The organism is Mesorhizobium sp. WSM3860 (assembly GCF_002294995.1).
Lineage (GTDB): Bacteria > Pseudomonadota > Alphaproteobacteria > Rhizobiales > Rhizobiaceae > Mesorhizobium.
Map to the genome: position 1 here is coordinate 61,298 of NZ_NSGF01000017.1, position 17,387 is coordinate 78,684.

The window sequence follows — 17,387 nt, forward strand, 5'->3', positions numbered from 1 at the left end:
GATGTTCATCCGCACTGCCAGCGAGCGCGATCTTGATGCGGTGCGCGCGCTGCTGGTCGAGACGTGGCATGCGACCTATGACGCCATCTACGGCCCCGAGCAGGTAACGGCGATCACCGACGACTGGCATTCTATTGCTTCGCTCAAGGCGCAGCTGGCGCGGCCGAATTCCGAATTCCTGGTGGCTGACGACGGCAAGCGGCTTGGCAGCATGGCTTTCGCGGCCGCTACCACCGACCCGAAGATCGTCCTTCTTAACCAGCTCTACGTATCCCCGGGTTGTCAGCGGCAAGGGATCGGCCGGGCGCTGCTCGAGGAAGTCGAGGCCAGTTTTCCGGAGATGCGGACGCTGCGTCTCGAGGTCGAGGAGGCGAATGCCGTGGCGATCGCCTTCTACGAGGCGAACGGATTTCGGACGACAGGCAGGACAGCGGATTGCGGTGGCAGTTCGGGACTGCCCGCGCTCATCCTGGAGAAGCGGCTCGGCTAAGCGCCGGCGGACGCCCAAAGCGATCATCGCAGGGTTTTGATTTGATCGCACTGATCCCCGCTATCAAACCTGTCCTCGCGACGTCCGCCATGGGGCAGGCGCATCGCTCGCCGAGGGAACCGCGATGCCGAGCTTGCCGGAACTGCTGCCGACCCAAGTGTCGGATGAGTCTTTCGGTGGCGTGACTTATCACGTCGCCGGTGAACTGGTGCCCGTGCTCTCCGTCGACGTGAGCAGGATGCCGGTGTATTTCGAGCATCACATCCTGCTCTGGAAGCACTCCACCGTCAGCATCGGGCTAAAATCGCTGCGCGGCGCGCTGAAGCGCATGATGGCCGGCATGCAGGTCTTCGTCACCGAGGCGTCGGGCTCGGGCGTCATCGCCTTCAGCCGTGACGGGCCGGGCCACATCGTGCCGATCCATCTTCGCCGCGGCGAGGAGATCCAGGTGCGCGAGCACCAGTTTCTCGCCGCGACCGCCAGCGTCGACTACACCTTCGAGCGGGTGCGCGGCCTGGCGACGATGCTGTTCGGCCAGAGCGGCTTCTTCATCGACCGCTTCCGCGGCGAAACCGGCGACGGCATCGTCTGGCTGCACGGCTACGGCAATGTCTTCGAGAAGGTGCTTGCGCCCGGCGAGACCATCGACATCGAGCCGGGCGGCTGGTTGTTCAAGGACGCTTCTGTCAGGATGGAAACCAGGATCGACCGTCTCTCCAGCGGCTTCTTCGGCGCAAACGTCAACTTCGTCGTCAACCGTTTCACCGGACCGAGCCGCGTCGGCATCCAGTCGATGTATCTGCACATGCCGTCGGAAGAGTAGAGCACGACCGGTCACGTGGCATAGCCGTTTCACCGGTCGTCTTGCAGTCTTACTGCCTTAGAGGTCCTTCGCCCATTCAATGATGAAGGCAGCCACTTTTTCGTAGCCCGGCTCGGCCATGAGGAAATGCGACATGCCTGCAAACTCGACGTAGTCGGTGCGCGACGGCGCCTTCTTGTGCTTTTTGTAGATTTTCCTCGACATCGCCGGCGCAACGGTCTTGTCCTCCGAGGCCGCGGTAACCAGAACCGGTTGCGTGCGCTTCCTTATGTTGATGCCGATGCCCAGGCCGGTCGCCGTCTGGGCGAAGACGCGGCCCGAAGTCGGGACCATGTACTTCTCATAGGCTTCGTCTCGGAGCGCGGCCGGAGCGGTGTTGGCGAATTTGGCGTCGAATTGAGCCTTGGACAGGGTGTAGGTGCGGTTCCAGGCATTCCAGCGGGCGAGCACCGGGAGCGCGGCAAGCAGCGACACCGGGTCGGCGATGATGCCCGCCACCGGGCCGGAGTCCAGCAGGACGCCGGCCACCCCGTAGCCTCGGTCGAGCAGAAGCTGCGTCACCAGCCCGCCCATGGAATGTCCGATGATGATCGGCTTCTCAGGCAGCGTTTCGATGAACTTGGCGATGTGGTCCGCGATGTCGCCGGCTTTCAGTGAGCCGAGGTCCGCCGGCGGATTCGCGCGCAGTTCGGCGGCTCCCCGATCCAGGAACGGCCAGGACGGCGCGTGGACGGTGTAGCCAGCCTCTTCGAATGGCTTGCGGAAATTGCTCCAGGACGCGGCTGTCATCCAGGCGCCGTGGATAAGGACAACGGTTCGGGTCAGGCGGGAGTGGGTCATTGAGTTCTATCCTTTCCGGATCGTTTTGCGATTGCGCGATTTAATCGTAGACGATTTAATTGTCTACGACTGTTATGCGGGATCACGAAAAGTTGAATAGCTTGCGATTTGATCGTTCGCGATCTATCTGAATGGGACGAGTCTTAGAGCGGCTGGCGCCGCGACGGACTGCCGTGCCGGAGGGAACCCATGAAGATCGACCTCGACGAGAACCCGGAGTTGATGGAGCGGCTAACCCTCGACGTGATGCCCTGCTTCGCGATCTATTCGGCTGCGAATGCCGTGAATCGGTTCTATCGCAAGATGCTGGAGGAGCTCGACCTGACCTACCCGCAATATCTGGTCATGGTTGTCCTGTGGGAGACCAGGGGTACAACGATGAAGTCGCTCGGGGAGCGGCTCGATCTCGATTCAAGCACGCTGACCCCGCTGGTGAAGAAGTTGGAGAGCCGCGGCCTGGTCACGCGCGCGCGCAGCAAGGCTGACGAGCGCGTTCTCGATGTCGTTCCGACCGCTGCCGGTATGGCGATGCGCAAGGCCGGCTGCGAGGCCGCGCTGGCGATGACCGTGCATTCAGGCGAGACGTTCGAGACCCAGGCGCAACTCCGCGAGCGGATAATGCGGGTGCGCGACGGACTGAACGCTGCCTGAGACGCCGGGCTGCTCAGCACAGATCAGGCGGCTGGGATTTCCACATTGTCGATCAGCCTGGTGGTGCCGAGCCAGGCCGCCGCGAGCAAGCGGCCGTCGCGGTCCCGTCGCCAGGGCGCGAGCGTTGCGGCCTCCCGCGCGGCGACGTAGTCGACCTTTCGAAAGCCCGCCCTGACGAGCGCTTCCGCAGCCTCACTCACCGCACATGCCTCATCCGCGCCCGACGCGAGCTCGGCCGCGGTCTGACGCAGAACCACGTTGATTTTGCGCGCGATCTCGAGTTCGGCCGCGCCGAGATAGGCGTTGCGCGACGACATGGCGAGGCCGTGGGGATCACGCACGGTCGGCGCGCCGATGATCTCGACCGGCAGATCGAGGTCGCGGCACAGCTGCCTGACAACGCAAAGCTGCTGGTAGTCCTTCTCGCCGAACACGGCACAGTCGGGCGCCGCCTGCAGGAAAAGCTTGGCCACGACAGTGGCGACGCCGTCGAAGAAGGCAGGCCGAAAATCCGTCTCCAGGCCGGAGGAGGGGCCTCCGACCGAGATTTTGGTGGCGAAGCCAGCCGGGTACATTTCCGCCACGCCTGGCGTGAAGGCCAGATGCGCGCCTGCTTCCCGCACTTGGTCGAGATCGCGGGCCAATTGGCGCGGATATTTGTCCAGGTCCTCGGCCGGCGCGAACTGGGTCGGATTGACGAAGATGGAGACGACGCAGCGATCGGCCTTTTCGAGCGCGATCCTGACCAGCGAGATGTGGCCGTCATGCAGGGCGCCCATGGTCGGCACCATGGCAATCTTGAGGCCATCCCGGCGCCAATCCCGGATCTGCGCGCGAAGGGCCGCAACGCTCTCGACGACGATTGGCCCGCTCATGCCTGGTCCTTGCCTGAGGTCGTTGAAAAGACGTGGTCAGGTCCTGGAAATGCGCGGCTGCGCACCTCGGCGGAGTAACGCGCCGCCGCCTCCGCAATGGTGTCGCGCAGCTTTGCGTATTCCTTGACGAATTTCGGCACGCGGTCGACGGTCATGCCGATCATGTCGTCTATGACTAGGATCTGGCCGTCGCAGTCGCCGCTGGCGCCGATGCCGATGGTCGGGATCGCAATATGGCGGGTGAGATCCGAAGCCACCGCCTCGACCGTGCCCTCGATGACGACCGAGAAGGCGCCGGCCTTTTCGACCGCTTCGGCGTCGCGAAAAAGGGCGGCGATGTTTTCCCTGCTCCGGCCCTTGATCTTGTAGCCGCCGTCCTTGTCCACCGACTGCGGCTGCAGGCCGATATGGCCCATGACCGGGATGCCTTCCGCGACGATTGCAGCGATCTGCGCGGCCATGTCGACGCCGCCCTCGAGCTTCACTGCCTGGCAGCCCGTCTCGGCGGTGATGCGCCTCGCCGAGGCAACGGCTTGCGCCACCGAGGCCTCGTAGCTGCCTGCCGGCATGTCGACGACGACACAGGCCTTTGCCGAGCCGCGCATCACCGCTTGTCCATGCGCGATCATCATCTCCAGCGAAGCGCCGCGCGTCGTGGCATGGCCATGCAGCACCATGGCGACGCTGTCGCCGACCAGAAGCAGGTCGACATGCGGATCGAGCATGCGGGCTATCGGATAGGTATAGGCGGTGAGACAGACGACCGGCACGCCGCCCTTGCGGCGGCGGATGTCTTCGGCGCCGATCCGATTGCCGGTGGACCGTTCTGGTGCCAATCGTCACCTCCCTCAACCGGCGCGGGCCAGCCGCCCGCTTGCCGAGCGTGCGAGCTTTAGAAAGTGCGGAAACGCTTGGCAAGCAGGGTTGCCGCGGCTTGAGCGTCTGTATCGATTTAGCGCACGAAGCATTTACATCGCGGCCAGGGCAAAACCCTTGCCTTCGCGATGACCTGACGCCATAAGCAGGAAACCGCGCGGCCGCTGCCGCCACGAGGATCTGGATGAAGACTTTCCTGCTGCAGTTTTTCACCTGGTGGAACAGCCAGACGCTGGGCACGCGCTTCCACACCTGGCGCTTCGGCAACAAGGTCGGCGAGGACGAGGTCGGCAATGTCTATTACGAGGGCGGCGTCGATTCGGAAGGTCGCACCCGCCGCTGGGTTATCTATCGTGACTATTCCGAAGCCTCGAAGATCCCTCCGGGCTGGCATGGCTGGATGCATCATCGCGTCGACACGCCTCCGTCAAGCGAGAGCTATAAGGCTCGTGAGTGGCAGAAGCCGCACCGGCCGAACCTCACAGGAACGCCGAGCGCCTATCGCCCGCAAGGTTCCATTCTGACCAATCAGCATCGCCCGCAGGTCACCGGCGACTACGACGCCTGGACGCCCGGTTCGTAAACGCGTTTTCGGTCCTTTATCGCCACAATTGGCGTTTAGCTGCTTGCTGATAGCGCAGCCCTGTTTAGCCTTGGGCGATCAGGAATCACCCGGGCGCAACCACCGGTACCCCTGCATGAACTCTTTCGGCCGACTCTCGACGGGACTGCTCGCGGCAGCGTCCGTTCTGGCTGCCTCGACGGCGGTGTTCGCCGCTGCGCAGACGCCGGCGGTGCCGGCGGTTTCCGACCGCCTCACCAATCCGGTCGCCGAATTCGCTGGCATCGACAAGATCACCGGCCGCATCATCACCTTCGACGTCTATATCGACGAGACGGTGCAGTTCGGCGCCTTGCAGGTTACGCCGCGTGTCTGCTACTCGCGGCCCGAGACGGAACAGCCGAAGACCGATTCCTTCGTCGAGGTCGACGAGATCACGCTCGATCGCAAGATCCGCCGCATCTTCACCGGCTGGATGTTCGCCGAGAGCCCCGGTCTCAACGCCGTCGAGCACGCCGTCTATGACGTCTGGCTCAAGGGCTGCAAGCAAAAATCGGACGTGCCGCCGCCGACCGCCGCCAAGGCCGATACGGGCAAGCCGAAGACGAATGCCGCCAAGCCGAAGCCGGCTGCGCAGGAGCCGCCTGCCGAGGCAGCGCCCGAGCCGTCGGACGCCGCGCCCGCGCCGGATGGCGCCGACACCACAGACACGAACTGATCTCGGAACTCTCGGAACCCTCTTTTTCGCAATCCGTTGGATAAACGGTGATGGCGACGGGAGATTTCCATGGCAACAGTCAGGCCGATCACTGCCAGCAAGAAAGAGCTTCTCGATATCGAGAAAGGCTTCTGGACCGGCGATTCCGCATATTTCGCGGCCCACGCCGATGTGGATTGCCTCGTCGCCTTTCCGGAGATGGCGCAGGCGATGACCAACGCCGATCTGGCCAAGACCGCCACCAAGCCCAAGCGCTGGCGCGATCTCGACATCCGGCTGAAAGGCATGGTCGAACCCGGCAGCGATATCGTCATGCTGACCTACGAGGCGCGCGCGACGCGGGAAAACGGCGAGCCCTATGCCGCTCTCGTCAGCACCGGCTATGTCCATCGCGCCGATGGCTGGAAGATGATGTTTCATTCCCAAACGCCAATCGAAACTGCGACCGGCTGACGGCTCACCTCAGGGATAAAAGGCCGCGTCGCCCTTCAAGGCCTCGGCCAGCATCTTTTCGTAGCGGCTGCGCGGGACGTCGACGGCGCCGAAACGCTTGAGGTGCTCGGTGGTGAACTGCGTGTCGAGGAGCGCGAAGCGGCGTTCGTTCAGCCGCTCGACGAGATAATAGAGGCAAGTCTTCGAGGCGTCGGTTTCCCGGGCGAACATGCTTTCGCCGAAGAAGACGCGCCCGAGTGACACCCCGTAGAGGCCGCCGACCAGCCGGCCCTCACGCCACGCCTCGACGGAATGGCAGTGGCCCAGCCGGTAGAGCTCGACATAGGCCTCGCGGATCGGCGCGTTGATCCAGGTCGAGCGGCGCTCGTCGCGCCTTTCCGCGCAGCCGTCGATCGTCGCCTCGAAGTCGAAATCGTAGCGGATGTCGAAAGGATGCCTGCGGATCGTCTTCTTCAGACTGCGCGGCGTGTGGAATCCGTCGAGCGGGATGATGCCGCGCGTTTCCGGCCGCACCCAGAACACTTCCGGGTCGGTGGCGCTCTCTGCCATCGGGAACACGCCCGAGGCATAGGCTTTCAGCAGCAGGTCGGTCGGGATGCGGTAGCCGGGCGCGTAGGGACGGGTCATTGCGCCATTATAACCGCAAGATCCTATTCCTCCTTGGCCAAATATTTCTCGAGCCAGTGGATGTCGTAATCGCCGTTGGCGATATCCGGATTGCCGACGAGGTCGCGGAACAGCGGCAGCGTCGTCTTGATGCCGTCGACGACGAATTCGTCGAGCGCCCGGCGCAGCCGCATCATGCATTCGACGCGGTTGCGCCCATGCACGATCAGCTTGCCGATAAGGCTGTCGTAATAGGGCGGGATCCGGTAGCCGGAATAGACGCCGGAATCGACGCGGATGCCGAGGCCGCCCGGCGTGTGGAAATGCGTGATCGTACCGGGCGACGGCGTGAACGTGCGCGGATCCTCGGCGTTGACGCGGCACTCGATGGCGTGGCCGTTGAACTTGATGTCTTCCTGTTTGACCGACAGTCCGCCGCCGGAGGCGACGCGGATCTGTTCATGCACGAGGTCGATGCCGGTGATCGCTTCGGTCACCGGATGCTCGACCTGCAGGCGGGTGTTCATCTCGATGAAATAGAACTCGCCGTTCTCGTAGAGGAATTCGATCGTGCCGGCGCCGGAATAGCCGAGATCGGCAATCGCCTTGGCGCAAATGCCGCCGATGCGCGCACGTTCCTCGGCATTGAGGGCCGGGGAGTTCGCCTCCTCCCACACCTTCTGGTGGCGGCGCTGCAGCGAGCAGTCGCGCTCGCCGAAATGCACGCCGCGGCCGGCGCCGTCACCGAACACCTGCAATTCGATATGGCGCGGCTTTTCCAGATATTTCTCGATGTAGACGGCGTCGTCACCGAAGGCAGCGCCGGCTTCCGATTTGGCCGTCTGCAGCGCCACTTCGAGGTCGGCCTCGGTGCGCGCCACCTTCATGCCGCGGCCGCCGCCGCCGGCCGAAGCCTTGATGATCACCGGATAGCCGATCGCGGCGGCAATGCGCTTTGCTTCCTTCTCGTCGCTGATCGCGCCGTCCGAACCAGGCACCACCGGGATTCCGAGCCGCTTCGCCGTGCGCTTGGCTTCGATCTTGTCGCCCATGATGCGGATATGGTCGCCAGAAGGACCGATGAAGGTGATGTTATGGGCGGCGAGGATATCGGCGAACTTGGCGTTTTCCGACAGGAAGCCGTAGCCCGGATGCACGGCGTCGGCGCCGGTGATCTCGCAGGCGGCGACGATCTGGTGAATATTGAGATAGCTTTCGCGTGACGGCGGCGGGCCGATGCAGACGCTTTCGTCGGCAAGCCGAACATGCATGGCGTCCGAATCGGCCGTCGAATGGACCACCACGGTCTGGATGCCGAGCTCCTTGCAGGCGCGCAGCACTCGGAGTGCGATTTCGCCGCGATTGGCGATGAGGATTTTTTGGAACATCTGCCCGCTGTTCCCGGCTCTACTCGATAACCACGAGCGGCATGCCGTATTCGACCGGCTGAGCGTCCTCGATCAGGATCGCCATCACCGTGCCGGCGCGCGGCGAGGGAATCTGGTTCATCGTCTTCATCGCTTCGATGATGAGCAGCGTCTGGCCTTCCTTCACCTTCTGGCCGATCTCGACAAACGGCTTGGCGTCGGGCGAGGGCGCCAGATAGGCGGTGCCGACCATCGGCGAGGGCACGGCGTTCTTGGCAGAATCGGCTGCCGCCGCGGGCGCAGCCGCGGCCGCCTGAGCCGGCACGGCAACCGCAGCGGCCGGCATAGGAAGCGGAGCGGCGACCGCATGGACAGCCTGGGATTGACGCGACACGCGCACCTTCAAGTCGCCGAGCTCGACCTCGATCTCCGTCAGGTTGGTGTCGTTCAGTATGCCCGCCAGGTCGCGGATGAGCTGCTGGTCAACACCGTTCTTCTTTATCGACATTTTCGAGCCTTCTGTTTGGGAGCCGGTCACAGGCGCGCCGCCAGTGCCTGCAGCGCAAGCGTATAGCCGAGTGGCCCGAACCCGCAGATCATGCCGACAGCGACCGGCGCGACCATGGAGACGTGGCGGAAAGGCTCCCGCGCGTGGATATTGGAAAGATGGACTTCAGCGACGGGCAGCGGCGCGATGGCGCGGATGGCGTCGTGAATGGCAATCGAGGTGTGGCTGTAGGCGCCGGGATTGATGACGATGCCTGCGGCCTTTTCACCGGCTTCCTGGATCCAGTCGACGAGATCACCTTCGTGATTGGACTGGCGAAAATCGATCTCGAGCCCGAGCGCCGTGCCGGCGGCCTTGCAATCCTCGGCGATGGCGGCAAGCGTCTTGCCGCCATAGATACCCGGCTCGCGCTTGCCGAGTGCATTGAGATTGGGACCGTTAAGGACGAAAATCGTTTTCAAATATGCCGACCTCTTCGGCGCCGGCCTCAAGCCGGCGCGCCGGATCTCTATAATGGGCATAGCCGCCCGCGAAAAGAGCGCAAGTGCGTTCTTTCGCTGTCCACAACAGGCGGAAAACCGCCTGTTCTCGCGACTCGCAATCGCTTAGAGCATGATCCCGAAAAGTGTGCAGCGGCTTTCGGAAAAGATCATGCTCAAAAACCTAGAGCGCGCTCTTGGCCTGCTCGATCTTCTCCGCCAGAACCTGCTGTCCGAGCGCGCCGAACACCACCTCATTGCCGACCACATAGGACGGCGTGCCGGTGATCGACAGCTTGGTGGCGAGATCGTAGGTGCGCGAGAGCGCTTCGTTGATGCTCGGATCCTTCATCTTCTCGCGCAGCTTCGCCTCGTCGGCGCCGAGCGAAAGAGCGACCTTCATGGCGGTGGATTCGGTGGCACGGCCCTGGCCGCCGAGCAGCGCAGTGTGGAACTCGCTGTACTTCTCCGGCATCATCAGATGGAAGGCCATCGAGACCACGCTGGCCTTTTGCGAATCCGGGCTGAGGATCGGAAATTCCTTGAGCACGAAGCGCAGGTCCGGATCGGCCTTTGTCAGTGCCTTCATGTCCTCAATGGCGCGTTTGCAGAAGCCGCAATTGTAGTCGTAGAACTCGACGATGGTGACTTTGCCCTTCGGGTTGCCGACCACGCCGTCGAAGGTGGAATTGAAGATTTCGTCCTTCGCGTCCTTGATGACGCCGAGTGCGGCGAGCCGCTGCTCTTCCTTCTGCTTGGCCTCGAGCGCGTCCTGAACCTCGAGCAGGACCTCGGGGTTCTTCAGCAGATAGTCGCGGATAATGCCTTCGACCTCCTTGCGGTCGATCTTGCTGTCCGCCGAGGCCACCTGGATGGCTTGCGTCGTATCGGCCTTAGCGGCTTGCGGGCTTCCTGCCACGAAGCCGAATGCCAGCATGCCGAGCGCTACCGCCACGCCGGCGCTGCCGAGCAGGATTGCCTTGTTCATGATCAGTTCCTTCTGCATGTCCCGGTCCAACCTAGTCGCCGCGCGGCCGGGACGTTCATTTGAGTTTGTTAGATGGCGTGTAGTTTATGATATCCTGCGCGCGAAGCCAGCCGGGCTCCCCGCGCTTCAATTTCTGTTGAGCGCGCATGGCGAAGATCTTCGCGTTTTTATAATCGGCCGAATAGAAGTGGCCCTCTGCCGTCGCAAGGTCGGCGGCCGGGATTTGCCCCAATTCGCCATAGGCCTGAGCTAGATAGCGATAGGCTCCGGCATTTTCCTTGTCGCGTCCGATCCCGTTGTTGAGCTGCGCCACCGCTTTCTTGATTGAGTCCGGCGTGCCGACCGCCATCAGCGCCTGGCCGAGCGAGACCAGCAGCAAGCCGGACCGCGCCGGGTCGAGGCTCGCCGCCTTGGCATAGGCATCCGCGGCGTCCTTGGGCCTGTTGGCCTTCATCAGGATGTCGCCGCGCAATTCCTGGAAATAGGGGTTCTTCGGCTGTTCCTTGATCAGCGCCGCGGTTTTCGTCAGCGCGGCGCCAGGGTTGCCGTAGAGATAGGTCTGCTGCGCGTCGCCATAGCGCGAGGCGAGGCTGGTCGGGTTCTTGCGCATCAGCCGTGCCACGGCCGCCTGGCCTTGCATATAGGCCGCGATCTTGATGCGCATCATGTCATGCCGCTGCTGCAGCGCCGGCGCGTCGACCTGGCTGACGTATGGGCTAGCCTTGACCAGCACCTCGAGATTGGCGATGCGCTCCCGGGGCATCGGATGGCTGATCCGGTAAGGATCGAGCTGGGTGCCCGACAGCGAAAGCGCGCTCTGGAAGCGCCCGAAGGTCTTCAGCATGCCCATGCCGGACTGGCCGGTGGCATTGAGGTAAGTGATCGCCGAGCGGTCGGCGGTGATTTCTTCGCCCCGCTGATAGGCAAGGATGCTGCGCTGCGCCATCTCGCCGCCGCCGGCGGCGACGCCCATCCCGGCGCCGGCAAGGCCGCGGCTGTTGGTCGTGGCGCCGGCCACAATCGCGCCCGCCCCGAGCAGCGTCGCGATGATGGCCATGGTCTTGGCACGATCGAGCTGATCGCGCAGCTTCTGCTGGTGGCCGCCGGCAATATGGCCGGCCTCGTGCGCGATGACGCCGATGATCTCGTTCGGCGTCTCGGCCGTCACCAGCGCGCCGGTGTTGATGAACAGGCGGCGGCCCGTCACGAAGGCATTGAAGCTCTGGTCGTTGACGAGAACGATGTCGATGCCGTCATTGGCGAGGCCCGCCGCCTTGAAGATCGGCCGGGCATAGTCGCGCACCAGCGCCTCGATCTCGGCGTCGCGCACCACTGGCACGCCTTGCGCGAAGGCGTTCACCGAAGCGGAGGCCGCGACGGCGGCGGCAAGCAGGAGTGTCGCGAACCCGCGCGCGGTTCGCCCTATTGCGGTCGATCTATCGACCATCGTTCGGGGTCGGCTCAACATGACAGGTCCACTGGTAGACGAGCGGGCGAAGGATGAAAAGTCGGCGCCGATAACTTCCTGCGCGCTTGTGATCCCCACACCAATCGGGCATTTGTGCGGCGCTGCCGTCGAACTTCCGGCAGTTCCAGGGCAAGCGAGCGATGGTTTGCCTGTGGATTTTGCCAACCAAAGGCAGGCTGAAGGGTCAGATGGTCGTTTCGCTTTCACGCCGCGGCGAGGTCGAGCCGTTCCACGCCATGGATATTCTGGCCGAGGCCAACCGGCTGAAGGCGACCGGGATGCCTGTGGTGTCGATGGCGGTCGGCCAGCCGTCGGACCCGGCGCCGGCCGGCGTCCGCGAAGCCGCCGCTCTCGCGCTGAAGCACGGCCGCATCGGGTATACCGATGCTCTGGGCCTGGCGGAGCTGCGCAAGGCGATCGCCGCACACTATGGCGAGCATTACGGGATCGATGTCGCGCCCGCCCGTATCGCCGTCACAACCGGCTCGTCCGCCGCTTTCAACCTCGCTTTCTTGGCAATGTTCGATCCCGGCGACCGCGTCGCCATCGCGGCGCCCGGCTATCCAGCCTACCGCAACATCATGGCCGCGCTTGGTATCGAAATCATTGAGATCGAGCTTGGCCGGGACGCCTATCTGCATGCCGACCACCTGAAGAGCGCACACCACGAAAAACCCCTGAAGGGCGTGCTGTTTGCCAGCCCAGCCAATCCGACCGGCGCGGTCATTCCAGCCGACGAGCTTTCCGCGTTGGTGAAGACCGCGGAGGAGCTGGGCATCGCGGTGATCTCGGACGAAATCTACCACCGGCTCGCCTACGCCGCGCCCGATGTCACCGCACTTGCCTACGGCGCCGGCGTGACGGTGATCAACTCCTTCTCGAAATACTATTGCATGACCGGCTGGCGCATCGGCTGGATGGTGCTGCCGGAGGAACTGGTGCGGCCGGTCGAGCGCATCGCCCAAAGCCTCTACATCTCGCCGCCGGAACTGTCGCAGATCGCGGCAATCGAGGCCTTCAGTGCCACGCAAGAGCTGGAAGCGGTGAAGGCGCGTTATGCCTGGAACCGCGACCTGCTGATGAAGCGTTTGCCGGAGCTGGGCTTCGCGCTCGCGGCGCCCATGGACGGCGCCTTCTACGCCTTCTGCGATGTCACGCGGCACACCAATGACAGCATGGCCTTCGCGCGCAAGATGCTGGCCGAGGCGCATGTGGCGGCCACGCCCGGCCGCGATTTCGATCCGCTCCAGGGCCATCGCACCATGCGCTTTTCCTATGCCGGCAGGTATGACGACATGGTCGAGGCGCTGGCGCGCATCGAAAGCTGGCTGAAATAGACGCCATGCCGGAACTTGAACAGGCGCTGGCGGAAGTGGCCGCCGAAATGACCGAGCGCAGCGATCGCGGCGCTGTCGCCACCTACATCCCGCAGCTCGGCAAGGTCGACCCGAAGAAATTCGGCATTGCCGCCGTGACCAATGACGGTCGTTTGATCCTTGCGGGCAACGCCGAAGAACCCTTTTCGATCCAGAGCGTCTCGAAGGTGTTCACCTTGACGCTGGCGCTGGGCAAGGTGGGCGATGCGTTGTGGCAGCGTGTCGGCCGCGAGCCGTCGGGCAATCCATTCAACTCGATCGTCCAGCTCGAGCATGAGAACGGCATTCCGCGCAACCCGTTCATCAATGCCGGCGCCATCGTGGTCTCCGACATCCTGCTTGCCGGCCACCAGCCGCGCGAGGCGATCGGCGAGATCCTGCGCTTTGTCCAGTTCCTTGCCGACGACGACACGATCATCATCGACCGCGAGGTCGCGGCCTCCGAACGCGCCACCGGCTACCGCAACTTCGCTCTGGCCAATTACATGAAATCCTTTGGCAATCTCCACCACGAGCCGGAGCTGGCACTGGGCGTCTACTTCCATCATTGCGCCATCGCCATGAGCTGCCGGCAACTCGCCATGGCCGGCCGCTTCCTCGCCAATGGTGGCAGGAACCCGGCGACCGGGCATTCGGTCGTGTCGACCGAGCGCGCGCGCCGCATCGGCGCGCTGATGCTGACCTGCGGCCACTATGACGGCTCCGGCGATTTCGCCTTCCGTGTCGGCATTCCGGGTAAGAGCGGCGTCGGCGGCGGCATTCTTGGCATCGTGCCGGGCGTCGCCTCGCTCGCGGTCTGGTCGCCCGGCCTCAACGAGAACGGCAACTCCAAGCTCGGCTCCGAGCGCTTGAGAAGCTCGCGAGGATGATGAACTGGTCGATCTTTGCGCCTTAGAGGGGCTGGGGCGCAGGATTGGAACGTTCGAAACGAAAATCCCGCGCCGGGCGGCACGGGATCTTCTGTTAGCAACTAAGCCTAATGGGCTGAAAGAGCTTAGAAAAAGCCTTTCCTCTGCCACCACCCGGCACGCTTCGGCTTTTCTTCGGTCTTGGCTTCCTCGCTGACGTTGGACGAAACGACGGGGACAACCGGCGCGTCGATCGACTGCGGTTTGCGACGCGTGGGATGGGCATTGACGGGTGCTTCAGACTCGGTCGGAGCAGAAGCGGCCGCCGCCAGCTCCGGTTCGGCGGCCACAGGTTCGGCGGGAAGTTCCGCCGCCGGCTCGGGCGCTTGTTCGGAGACGGTTTCCACGGCAGCCTTCTTCGATCGCGACGCACGGCGCGGCTTTTTCGGCTTCTCCGTTTCCGCAACATCGTCATTGGCGGGCGAGGGCGCGGCCTGCTCTTCGGCTGCAGCGACCGGCGGCGCGCCTTCGGGTGCTTCGACCTCCGCCTCTTCGCCGTCGAGATCATCACCGGCGCCGGCATCGGCAGCGATTTCGTCTTCCTCGCGGCGATTGCGCTTGCCGCCGCGCTTGCCGCGGCGGCGCTTCTTGCCGTGCCCCTCTTCGGCTGCTTCCGCCTCGGCCGACGCTTCAGCCGTTACCTCGGCTGTCGCTTCGTCCGCAATCGTGGCGGCATCGGCGGGCGCTGGGGCCAAAACGGCATCGCCATGGACTTGATGCTCGCGGTCGCGATCCTTGCCGCCGCGCCGCCGACGGCGTTTGCGGCGCTTGCGGCCGCCTTCGCCGTCCTCCGACCTCTGCGGATGCTGTCCCTGCTGCGGATGGCGCGGCTGTTCGGCCTGGACCGATACTTCTTCTTCCTCCTCGACGACGATCTCGTCCTCTGGCTCTTCCGGCTCGACATAGGTCGGCAGGCTGCGCACCTCGACAAAGCCTTCCGGCTTCTCCGCCACCGCGCCGCGGAAGATCGCGTAGTGCTGCGCGCCCAGCGTCTCGTCGGCTTCGAGCGTGATGGTCAGGCCGAAGCGGGCCTCGAGCTCGACCAGATTGGCGCGCTTGTGGTTGAGCACATAAAGCGCGGTCGCCGCCGGCGTGCGCACTGTGATGTGGCTGCGCGAATCCTTGAGCAGGAACTCCTCGATCGCCCGCACCACCATCAGCGCCACCGAAGAGTCCGATCTCAGATGGCCCGTGCCGCCGCAATGCGGGCAGGGCTTCATCGTCGATTCCAACACGCTGGCGCGGATGCGCTGGCGCGACATCTCCATCAGGCCGAAATGCGAGATGCGGCCGACCTGGATGCGGGCGCGATCGTTCTTGAGGTGATCCTTCAGCCGCTTCTCGACCGCGCGGTTGTTGCGGTTCTCCTCCATGTCGATGAAGTCGATGACGATCAGGCCGGCAAGGTCGCGCAGCCTGAGCTGCCGCGCGACTTCCTCGGCGGCCTCCAGATTGGTGTGGAGCGCGGTATCCTCGATCGAATGCTCCTTGGTGGAGCGGCCGGAGTTGACGTCGATCGAGACCAGCGCCTCGGTCTGGTTGATGATGATGTAGCCGCCGCTCTTCAGCGTCACTTGCGGCTGCAGCATCCGGTCGAGCTGCGCCTCGATGCCGTTGCGCACGAAGATCGGCGTGGTGTCGCGGTAGGGCTGCACCACCTTGGCATGGCTCGGCATCAGCATCCGCATGAAGTCCTTGGCCTCGCGGTAGCCGTCCTCGCCGGAGACCAGGATCTCGTCGATATCCTTGTTGTAGAGGTCGCGAACCGAGCGCTTGATCAGGCTGCCTTCCTCATAGACCAGGGCAGGGGCCGTGGACTGCAGCGTGAGATTGCGAACGTTCTCCCAAAGCCGCATCAGATACTCGTAGTCGCGCTTGATCTCGGCCTTCGTGCGGCTTTCGCCGGCGGTGCGCAGGATGACTCCCATGCCCTGCGGCACCTCGAGATCGGCGACGACCTCCTTCAGCCGCTTGCGGTCCTGGGCATTGGTAATCTTGCGCGAGATGCCGCCGCCGCGCGCGGTGTTCGGCATCAAGACCGAATAGCGCCCGGCGAGCGACAGATAGGTGGTCAGCGCCGCGCCCTTGTTGCCGCGCTCTTCCTTGACGACCTGGACCAGCAGGATCTGGCGGCGCTTGATGACTTCCTGGATCTTGTACTGGCGGCGCACCGGCTTGCGGCGGTTGCGAACCTCTTCAAGCGCATCCTCGGCGCCGACCGATTCGATTTCGTGTTCGTCCGAATGCGCGGACGAGACCTCTTCGAGCATGCCGCGATCATTGTCGCTGGAAGCGGCTTCGTCGGCCGGGGCGACCTCGGTGGTGGATTCGGCCGGCACCACTTCCGAAATGACATCCGCATCGATGCTCGCGGCGATCGAAGTGGGGCCGCCCTCGGAAGGCTGGCGATTCTCGCTGTCGGTCGCGTCGGCTTCTTGGGTGTCGCTGCCGGCTTCGGGGGCCTTGCTCTCCTCTTCGCCAGCCGTCTCGGCTACGGTCTCGGCGGTCTCGGCGGTCTCGGAGCCTTCGGTGGCTTCGGTCGAGGTATCGGCCGCATCGCCGGGCTCATCGGCGGAAGCGCTGGAAGCTGCGACCTCATCGGCGCTTTCGCCGCCTTCGTCGGCACCGGCAGCATCGGCGCCGCGCTTCTGCTCGACCCGGTCGCGGTTCTTGCCGCCGCGCCGGCGGTTGCGGCGGCCGCCGCGATCGCGCGCCTGCTGTTCCTCGCCGGCCTCGGCCTCCTCGTCCTCTTCGTCATCCGCCTCCTGCGCTTCGGCGCGCAGCAGGGCCTGACGGTCGGCAACCGGGATCTGGTAATAGTCGGGGTGAATTTCACTGAAGGCGAGAAAACCGTGACGGTTGCCGCCATATTCGACAAAGGCTGCCTGAAGGGAAGGTTCGACGCGGGTTACGCGGGCGAGATAGATGTTTCCTTTGAGCTGCTTCTTGTCCTGGGATTCAAAGTCGAATTCTTCGATGCGGTTACCGCGAACGACGACAACGCGTGTTTCCTCCGGGTGGGAGGCGTCTATCAGCATCTTGTTGGGCATTATTTCGTTTCCTCCCGGCAGCCATCAGCCGCAGCTGGCGAGGCAGACCCCGCCGCTGTGTGCCTGGATTTGTGTGACTGCCGGATAATTGAATGTCCGCCGGCCGGAGCTTGAGCGCGATGGCGGTGCCGCCCGCAGCCACAATGGCGCGGTTCGATGCGGACCTTTCCATGATTGCGCTTGAAGCCATCGGCACCCAGCAGAACCTTTTGAACCAAAGCCCGGACTTGGCCGGACCAGCTTGTTTGCTCGCACAGAGCCGGCGCGGGACATCCCGGCCGTTTTCATCGCGCAAGCGATTCCCCCGCCACGGGAGCACGCCTGCGAAAATCGTCGCGATCACCTGAAA

Annotated in this window: 18 protein-coding genes and 1 pseudogene; 9 read left to right on the plus strand and 10 right to left on the minus strand. The window is 64.0% G+C overall.

The window, feature by feature from the left end; translation table 11 throughout:
• Position 1: 1 nt before the first annotated feature.
• Both CK220_RS23500 and CK220_RS23505 read left to right on the plus strand, forming a co-directional pair.
• On the plus strand, positions 2-490 hold the full coding sequence (locus CK220_RS23500) for an N-acetyltransferase (RefSeq protein ID WP_095813818.1): 489 nt from the start codon (positions 2-4) through the stop codon (positions 488-490).
• A gap of 124 nt (positions 491-614) precedes the next feature.
• Entirely contained in the window at positions 615-1,313 is a 699-nt protein-coding gene (locus CK220_RS23505) for an AIM24 family protein (RefSeq protein WP_095813819.1), read from the plus strand.
• Positions 1,314-1,370: 57 nt separating this feature from the next.
• Here the strand turns inward: CK220_RS23505 and CK220_RS23510 are convergent, their stop codons facing one another.
• Positions 1,371-2,153 (minus strand): alpha/beta fold hydrolase, encoded by a 783-nt coding sequence (locus CK220_RS23510; protein WP_095813820.1) that lies wholly within the window; start codon positions 2,151-2,153, stop codon positions 1,371-1,373.
• Between the two features lie 189 nt (positions 2,154-2,342).
• Here CK220_RS23510 and CK220_RS23515 point away from each other — a divergent pair, with 189 nt between their 5' ends.
• Positions 2,343-2,804, plus strand: a complete 462-nt coding sequence (locus CK220_RS23515; protein ID WP_095813821.1) for a MarR family transcriptional regulator — start codon at positions 2,343-2,345, stop codon at positions 2,802-2,804.
• Positions 2,805-2,827: 23 nt separating this feature from the next.
• Here CK220_RS23515 and panC read toward each other — a convergent pair whose 3' ends face one another.
• Both panC and panB read right to left on the minus strand, forming a co-directional pair.
• Positions 2,828-3,679, minus strand: coding sequence for a pantoate--beta-alanine ligase (gene panC, locus CK220_RS23520; protein WP_095813822.1), 852 nt, complete (start codon positions 3,677-3,679; stop codon positions 2,828-2,830).
• Positions 3,676-4,515, minus strand: coding sequence for a 3-methyl-2-oxobutanoate hydroxymethyltransferase (gene panB, locus CK220_RS23525; RefSeq protein ID WP_095813823.1), 840 nt, complete (start codon positions 4,513-4,515; stop codon positions 3,676-3,678). The genes panC and panB overlap by 4 nt, the downstream gene beginning before the upstream one ends.
• 224 nt (positions 4,516-4,739) lie before the next feature.
• Here panB and CK220_RS23530 point away from each other — a divergent pair, with 224 nt between their 5' ends.
• The 3 genes from CK220_RS23530 (at position 4,740) to CK220_RS23540 (ending at position 6,288) form a co-directional block, all read left to right on the plus strand.
• Positions 4,740-5,138, plus strand: coding sequence for an NADH:ubiquinone oxidoreductase subunit NDUFA12 (locus CK220_RS23530; protein ID WP_095813824.1), 399 nt, complete (start codon positions 4,740-4,742; stop codon positions 5,136-5,138).
• A 115-nt stretch (positions 5,139-5,253) separates the two neighbouring features.
• Positions 5,254-5,835: a DUF2155 domain-containing protein gene (locus CK220_RS23535; protein WP_095813825.1), complete on the plus strand. Its 582-nt coding sequence runs from the start codon at positions 5,254-5,256 to the stop codon at positions 5,833-5,835.
• Positions 5,836-5,904: 69 nt separating this feature from the next.
• On the plus strand, positions 5,905-6,288 hold the full coding sequence (locus tag CK220_RS23540; RefSeq protein WP_095813826.1) for a hypothetical protein: 384 nt from the start codon (positions 5,905-5,907) through the stop codon (positions 6,286-6,288).
• A 9-nt stretch (positions 6,289-6,297) separates the two neighbouring features.
• Here CK220_RS23540 and aat read toward each other — a convergent pair whose 3' ends face one another.
• From aat to CK220_RS23570, 6 genes are all read right to left on the minus strand, one after another.
• The gene (gene aat / locus CK220_RS23545; protein WP_095813827.1) at positions 6,298-6,915 is read right to left on the minus strand and encodes a leucyl/phenylalanyl-tRNA--protein transferase; all 618 of its coding nucleotides are present in this window, start codon (positions 6,913-6,915) and stop codon (positions 6,298-6,300) included.
• Between the two features lie 23 nt (positions 6,916-6,938).
• Positions 6,939-8,282, minus strand: coding sequence for an acetyl-CoA carboxylase biotin carboxylase subunit (gene accC, locus CK220_RS23550; RefSeq protein WP_095813828.1), 1,344 nt, complete (start codon positions 8,280-8,282; stop codon positions 6,939-6,941).
• A 19-nt stretch (positions 8,283-8,301) separates the two neighbouring features.
• Positions 8,302-8,769, minus strand: coding sequence for an acetyl-CoA carboxylase biotin carboxyl carrier protein (accB, locus tag CK220_RS23555; protein WP_095813829.1), 468 nt, complete (start codon positions 8,767-8,769; stop codon positions 8,302-8,304).
• Between the two features lie 26 nt (positions 8,770-8,795).
• Entirely contained in the window at positions 8,796-9,230 is a 435-nt protein-coding gene (gene aroQ / locus CK220_RS23560) for a type II 3-dehydroquinate dehydratase (RefSeq protein WP_066989889.1), read from the minus strand.
• A 202-nt stretch (positions 9,231-9,432) separates the two neighbouring features.
• The gene (locus CK220_RS23565) at positions 9,433-10,236 is read right to left on the minus strand and encodes a DsbA family protein (protein ID WP_095813875.1); all 804 of its coding nucleotides are present in this window, start codon (positions 10,234-10,236) and stop codon (positions 9,433-9,435) included.
• A 55-nt stretch (positions 10,237-10,291) separates the two neighbouring features.
• Positions 10,292-11,704, minus strand: coding sequence for a M48 family metalloprotease (locus CK220_RS23570; protein ID WP_095813830.1), 1,413 nt, complete (start codon positions 11,702-11,704; stop codon positions 10,292-10,294).
• 188 nt (positions 11,705-11,892) lie between these two features.
• Here CK220_RS23570 and CK220_RS23575 point away from each other — a divergent pair, with 188 nt between their 5' ends.
• Entirely contained in the window at positions 11,893-13,041 is a 1,149-nt protein-coding gene (locus tag CK220_RS23575) for an aminotransferase class I/II-fold pyridoxal phosphate-dependent enzyme (protein ID WP_095813831.1), read from the plus strand.
• Between the two features lie 5 nt (positions 13,042-13,046).
• Positions 13,047-13,975 (plus strand): annotated as a pseudogene (locus CK220_RS23580) (glutaminase).
• A 99-nt stretch (positions 13,976-14,074) separates the two neighbouring features.
• Here the strand turns inward: CK220_RS23580 and CK220_RS23585 are convergent.
• Complete coding sequence (locus CK220_RS23585; protein ID WP_095813832.1) at positions 14,075-17,038, minus strand: Rne/Rng family ribonuclease; 2,964 nt, start codon at positions 17,036-17,038, stop codon at positions 14,075-14,077.
• Positions 17,039-17,130: 92 nt separating this feature from the next.
• On the opposite strand from CK220_RS23585, the gene CK220_RS23590 reads away from it, so the two are divergent.
• On the plus strand, positions 17,131-17,385 hold the full coding sequence (locus CK220_RS23590; protein WP_095813833.1) for a hypothetical protein: 255 nt from the start codon (positions 17,131-17,133) through the stop codon (positions 17,383-17,385).
• The last annotated feature ends 2 nt before the right edge of the window (positions 17,386-17,387 follow it).

Excerpts from the sequence above, each read along its gene's own strand:
- aat (WP_095813827.1), bottom strand. The coding sequence starts at position 6,915 with ATGACCCGTCCCTACGCGCCCGGCTACCGCATCCCGACCGACCTGCTG.
- CK220_RS23540 (WP_095813826.1), top strand. The coding sequence starts at position 5,905 with ATGGCAACAGTCAGGCCGATCACTGCCAGCAAGAAAGAGCTTCTCGAT.
- accB (WP_095813829.1), bottom strand. The coding sequence starts at position 8,769 with ATGTCGATAAAGAAGAACGGTGTTGACCAGCAGCTCATCCGCGACCTG.
- panC (WP_095813822.1), bottom strand. The coding sequence starts at position 3,679 with ATGAGCGGGCCAATCGTCGTCGAGAGCGTTGCGGCCCTTCGCGCGCAG.
- CK220_RS23505 (WP_095813819.1), top strand. The coding sequence starts at position 615 with ATGCCGAGCTTGCCGGAACTGCTGCCGACCCAAGTGTCGGATGAGTCT.
- CK220_RS23500 (WP_095813818.1), top strand. The coding sequence starts at position 2 with ATGTTCATCCGCACTGCCAGCGAGCGCGATCTTGATGCGGTGCGCGCG.
- CK220_RS23510 (WP_095813820.1), bottom strand. The coding sequence starts at position 2,153 with ATGACCCACTCCCGCCTGACCCGAACCGTTGTCCTTATCCACGGCGCC.
- accC (WP_095813828.1), bottom strand. The coding sequence starts at position 8,282 with ATGTTCCAAAAAATCCTCATCGCCAATCGCGGCGAAATCGCACTCCGA.
- CK220_RS23590 (WP_095813833.1), top strand. The coding sequence starts at position 17,131 with ATGTCCGCCGGCCGGAGCTTGAGCGCGATGGCGGTGCCGCCCGCAGCC.
- CK220_RS23515 (WP_095813821.1), top strand. The coding sequence starts at position 2,343 with ATGAAGATCGACCTCGACGAGAACCCGGAGTTGATGGAGCGGCTAACC.
- CK220_RS23575 (WP_095813831.1), top strand. The coding sequence starts at position 11,893 with ATGGTCGTTTCGCTTTCACGCCGCGGCGAGGTCGAGCCGTTCCACGCC.
- CK220_RS23565 (WP_095813875.1), bottom strand. The coding sequence starts at position 10,236 with ATGAACAAGGCAATCCTGCTCGGCAGCGCCGGCGTGGCGGTAGCGCTC.
- CK220_RS23585 (WP_095813832.1), bottom strand. The coding sequence starts at position 17,038 with ATGCCCAACAAGATGCTGATAGACGCCTCCCACCCGGAGGAAACACGC.
- CK220_RS23530 (WP_095813824.1), top strand. The coding sequence starts at position 4,740 with ATGAAGACTTTCCTGCTGCAGTTTTTCACCTGGTGGAACAGCCAGACG.
- CK220_RS23570 (WP_095813830.1), bottom strand. The coding sequence starts at position 11,704 with ATGTTGAGCCGACCCCGAACGATGGTCGATAGATCGACCGCAATAGGG.
- CK220_RS23535 (WP_095813825.1), top strand. The coding sequence starts at position 5,254 with ATGAACTCTTTCGGCCGACTCTCGACGGGACTGCTCGCGGCAGCGTCC.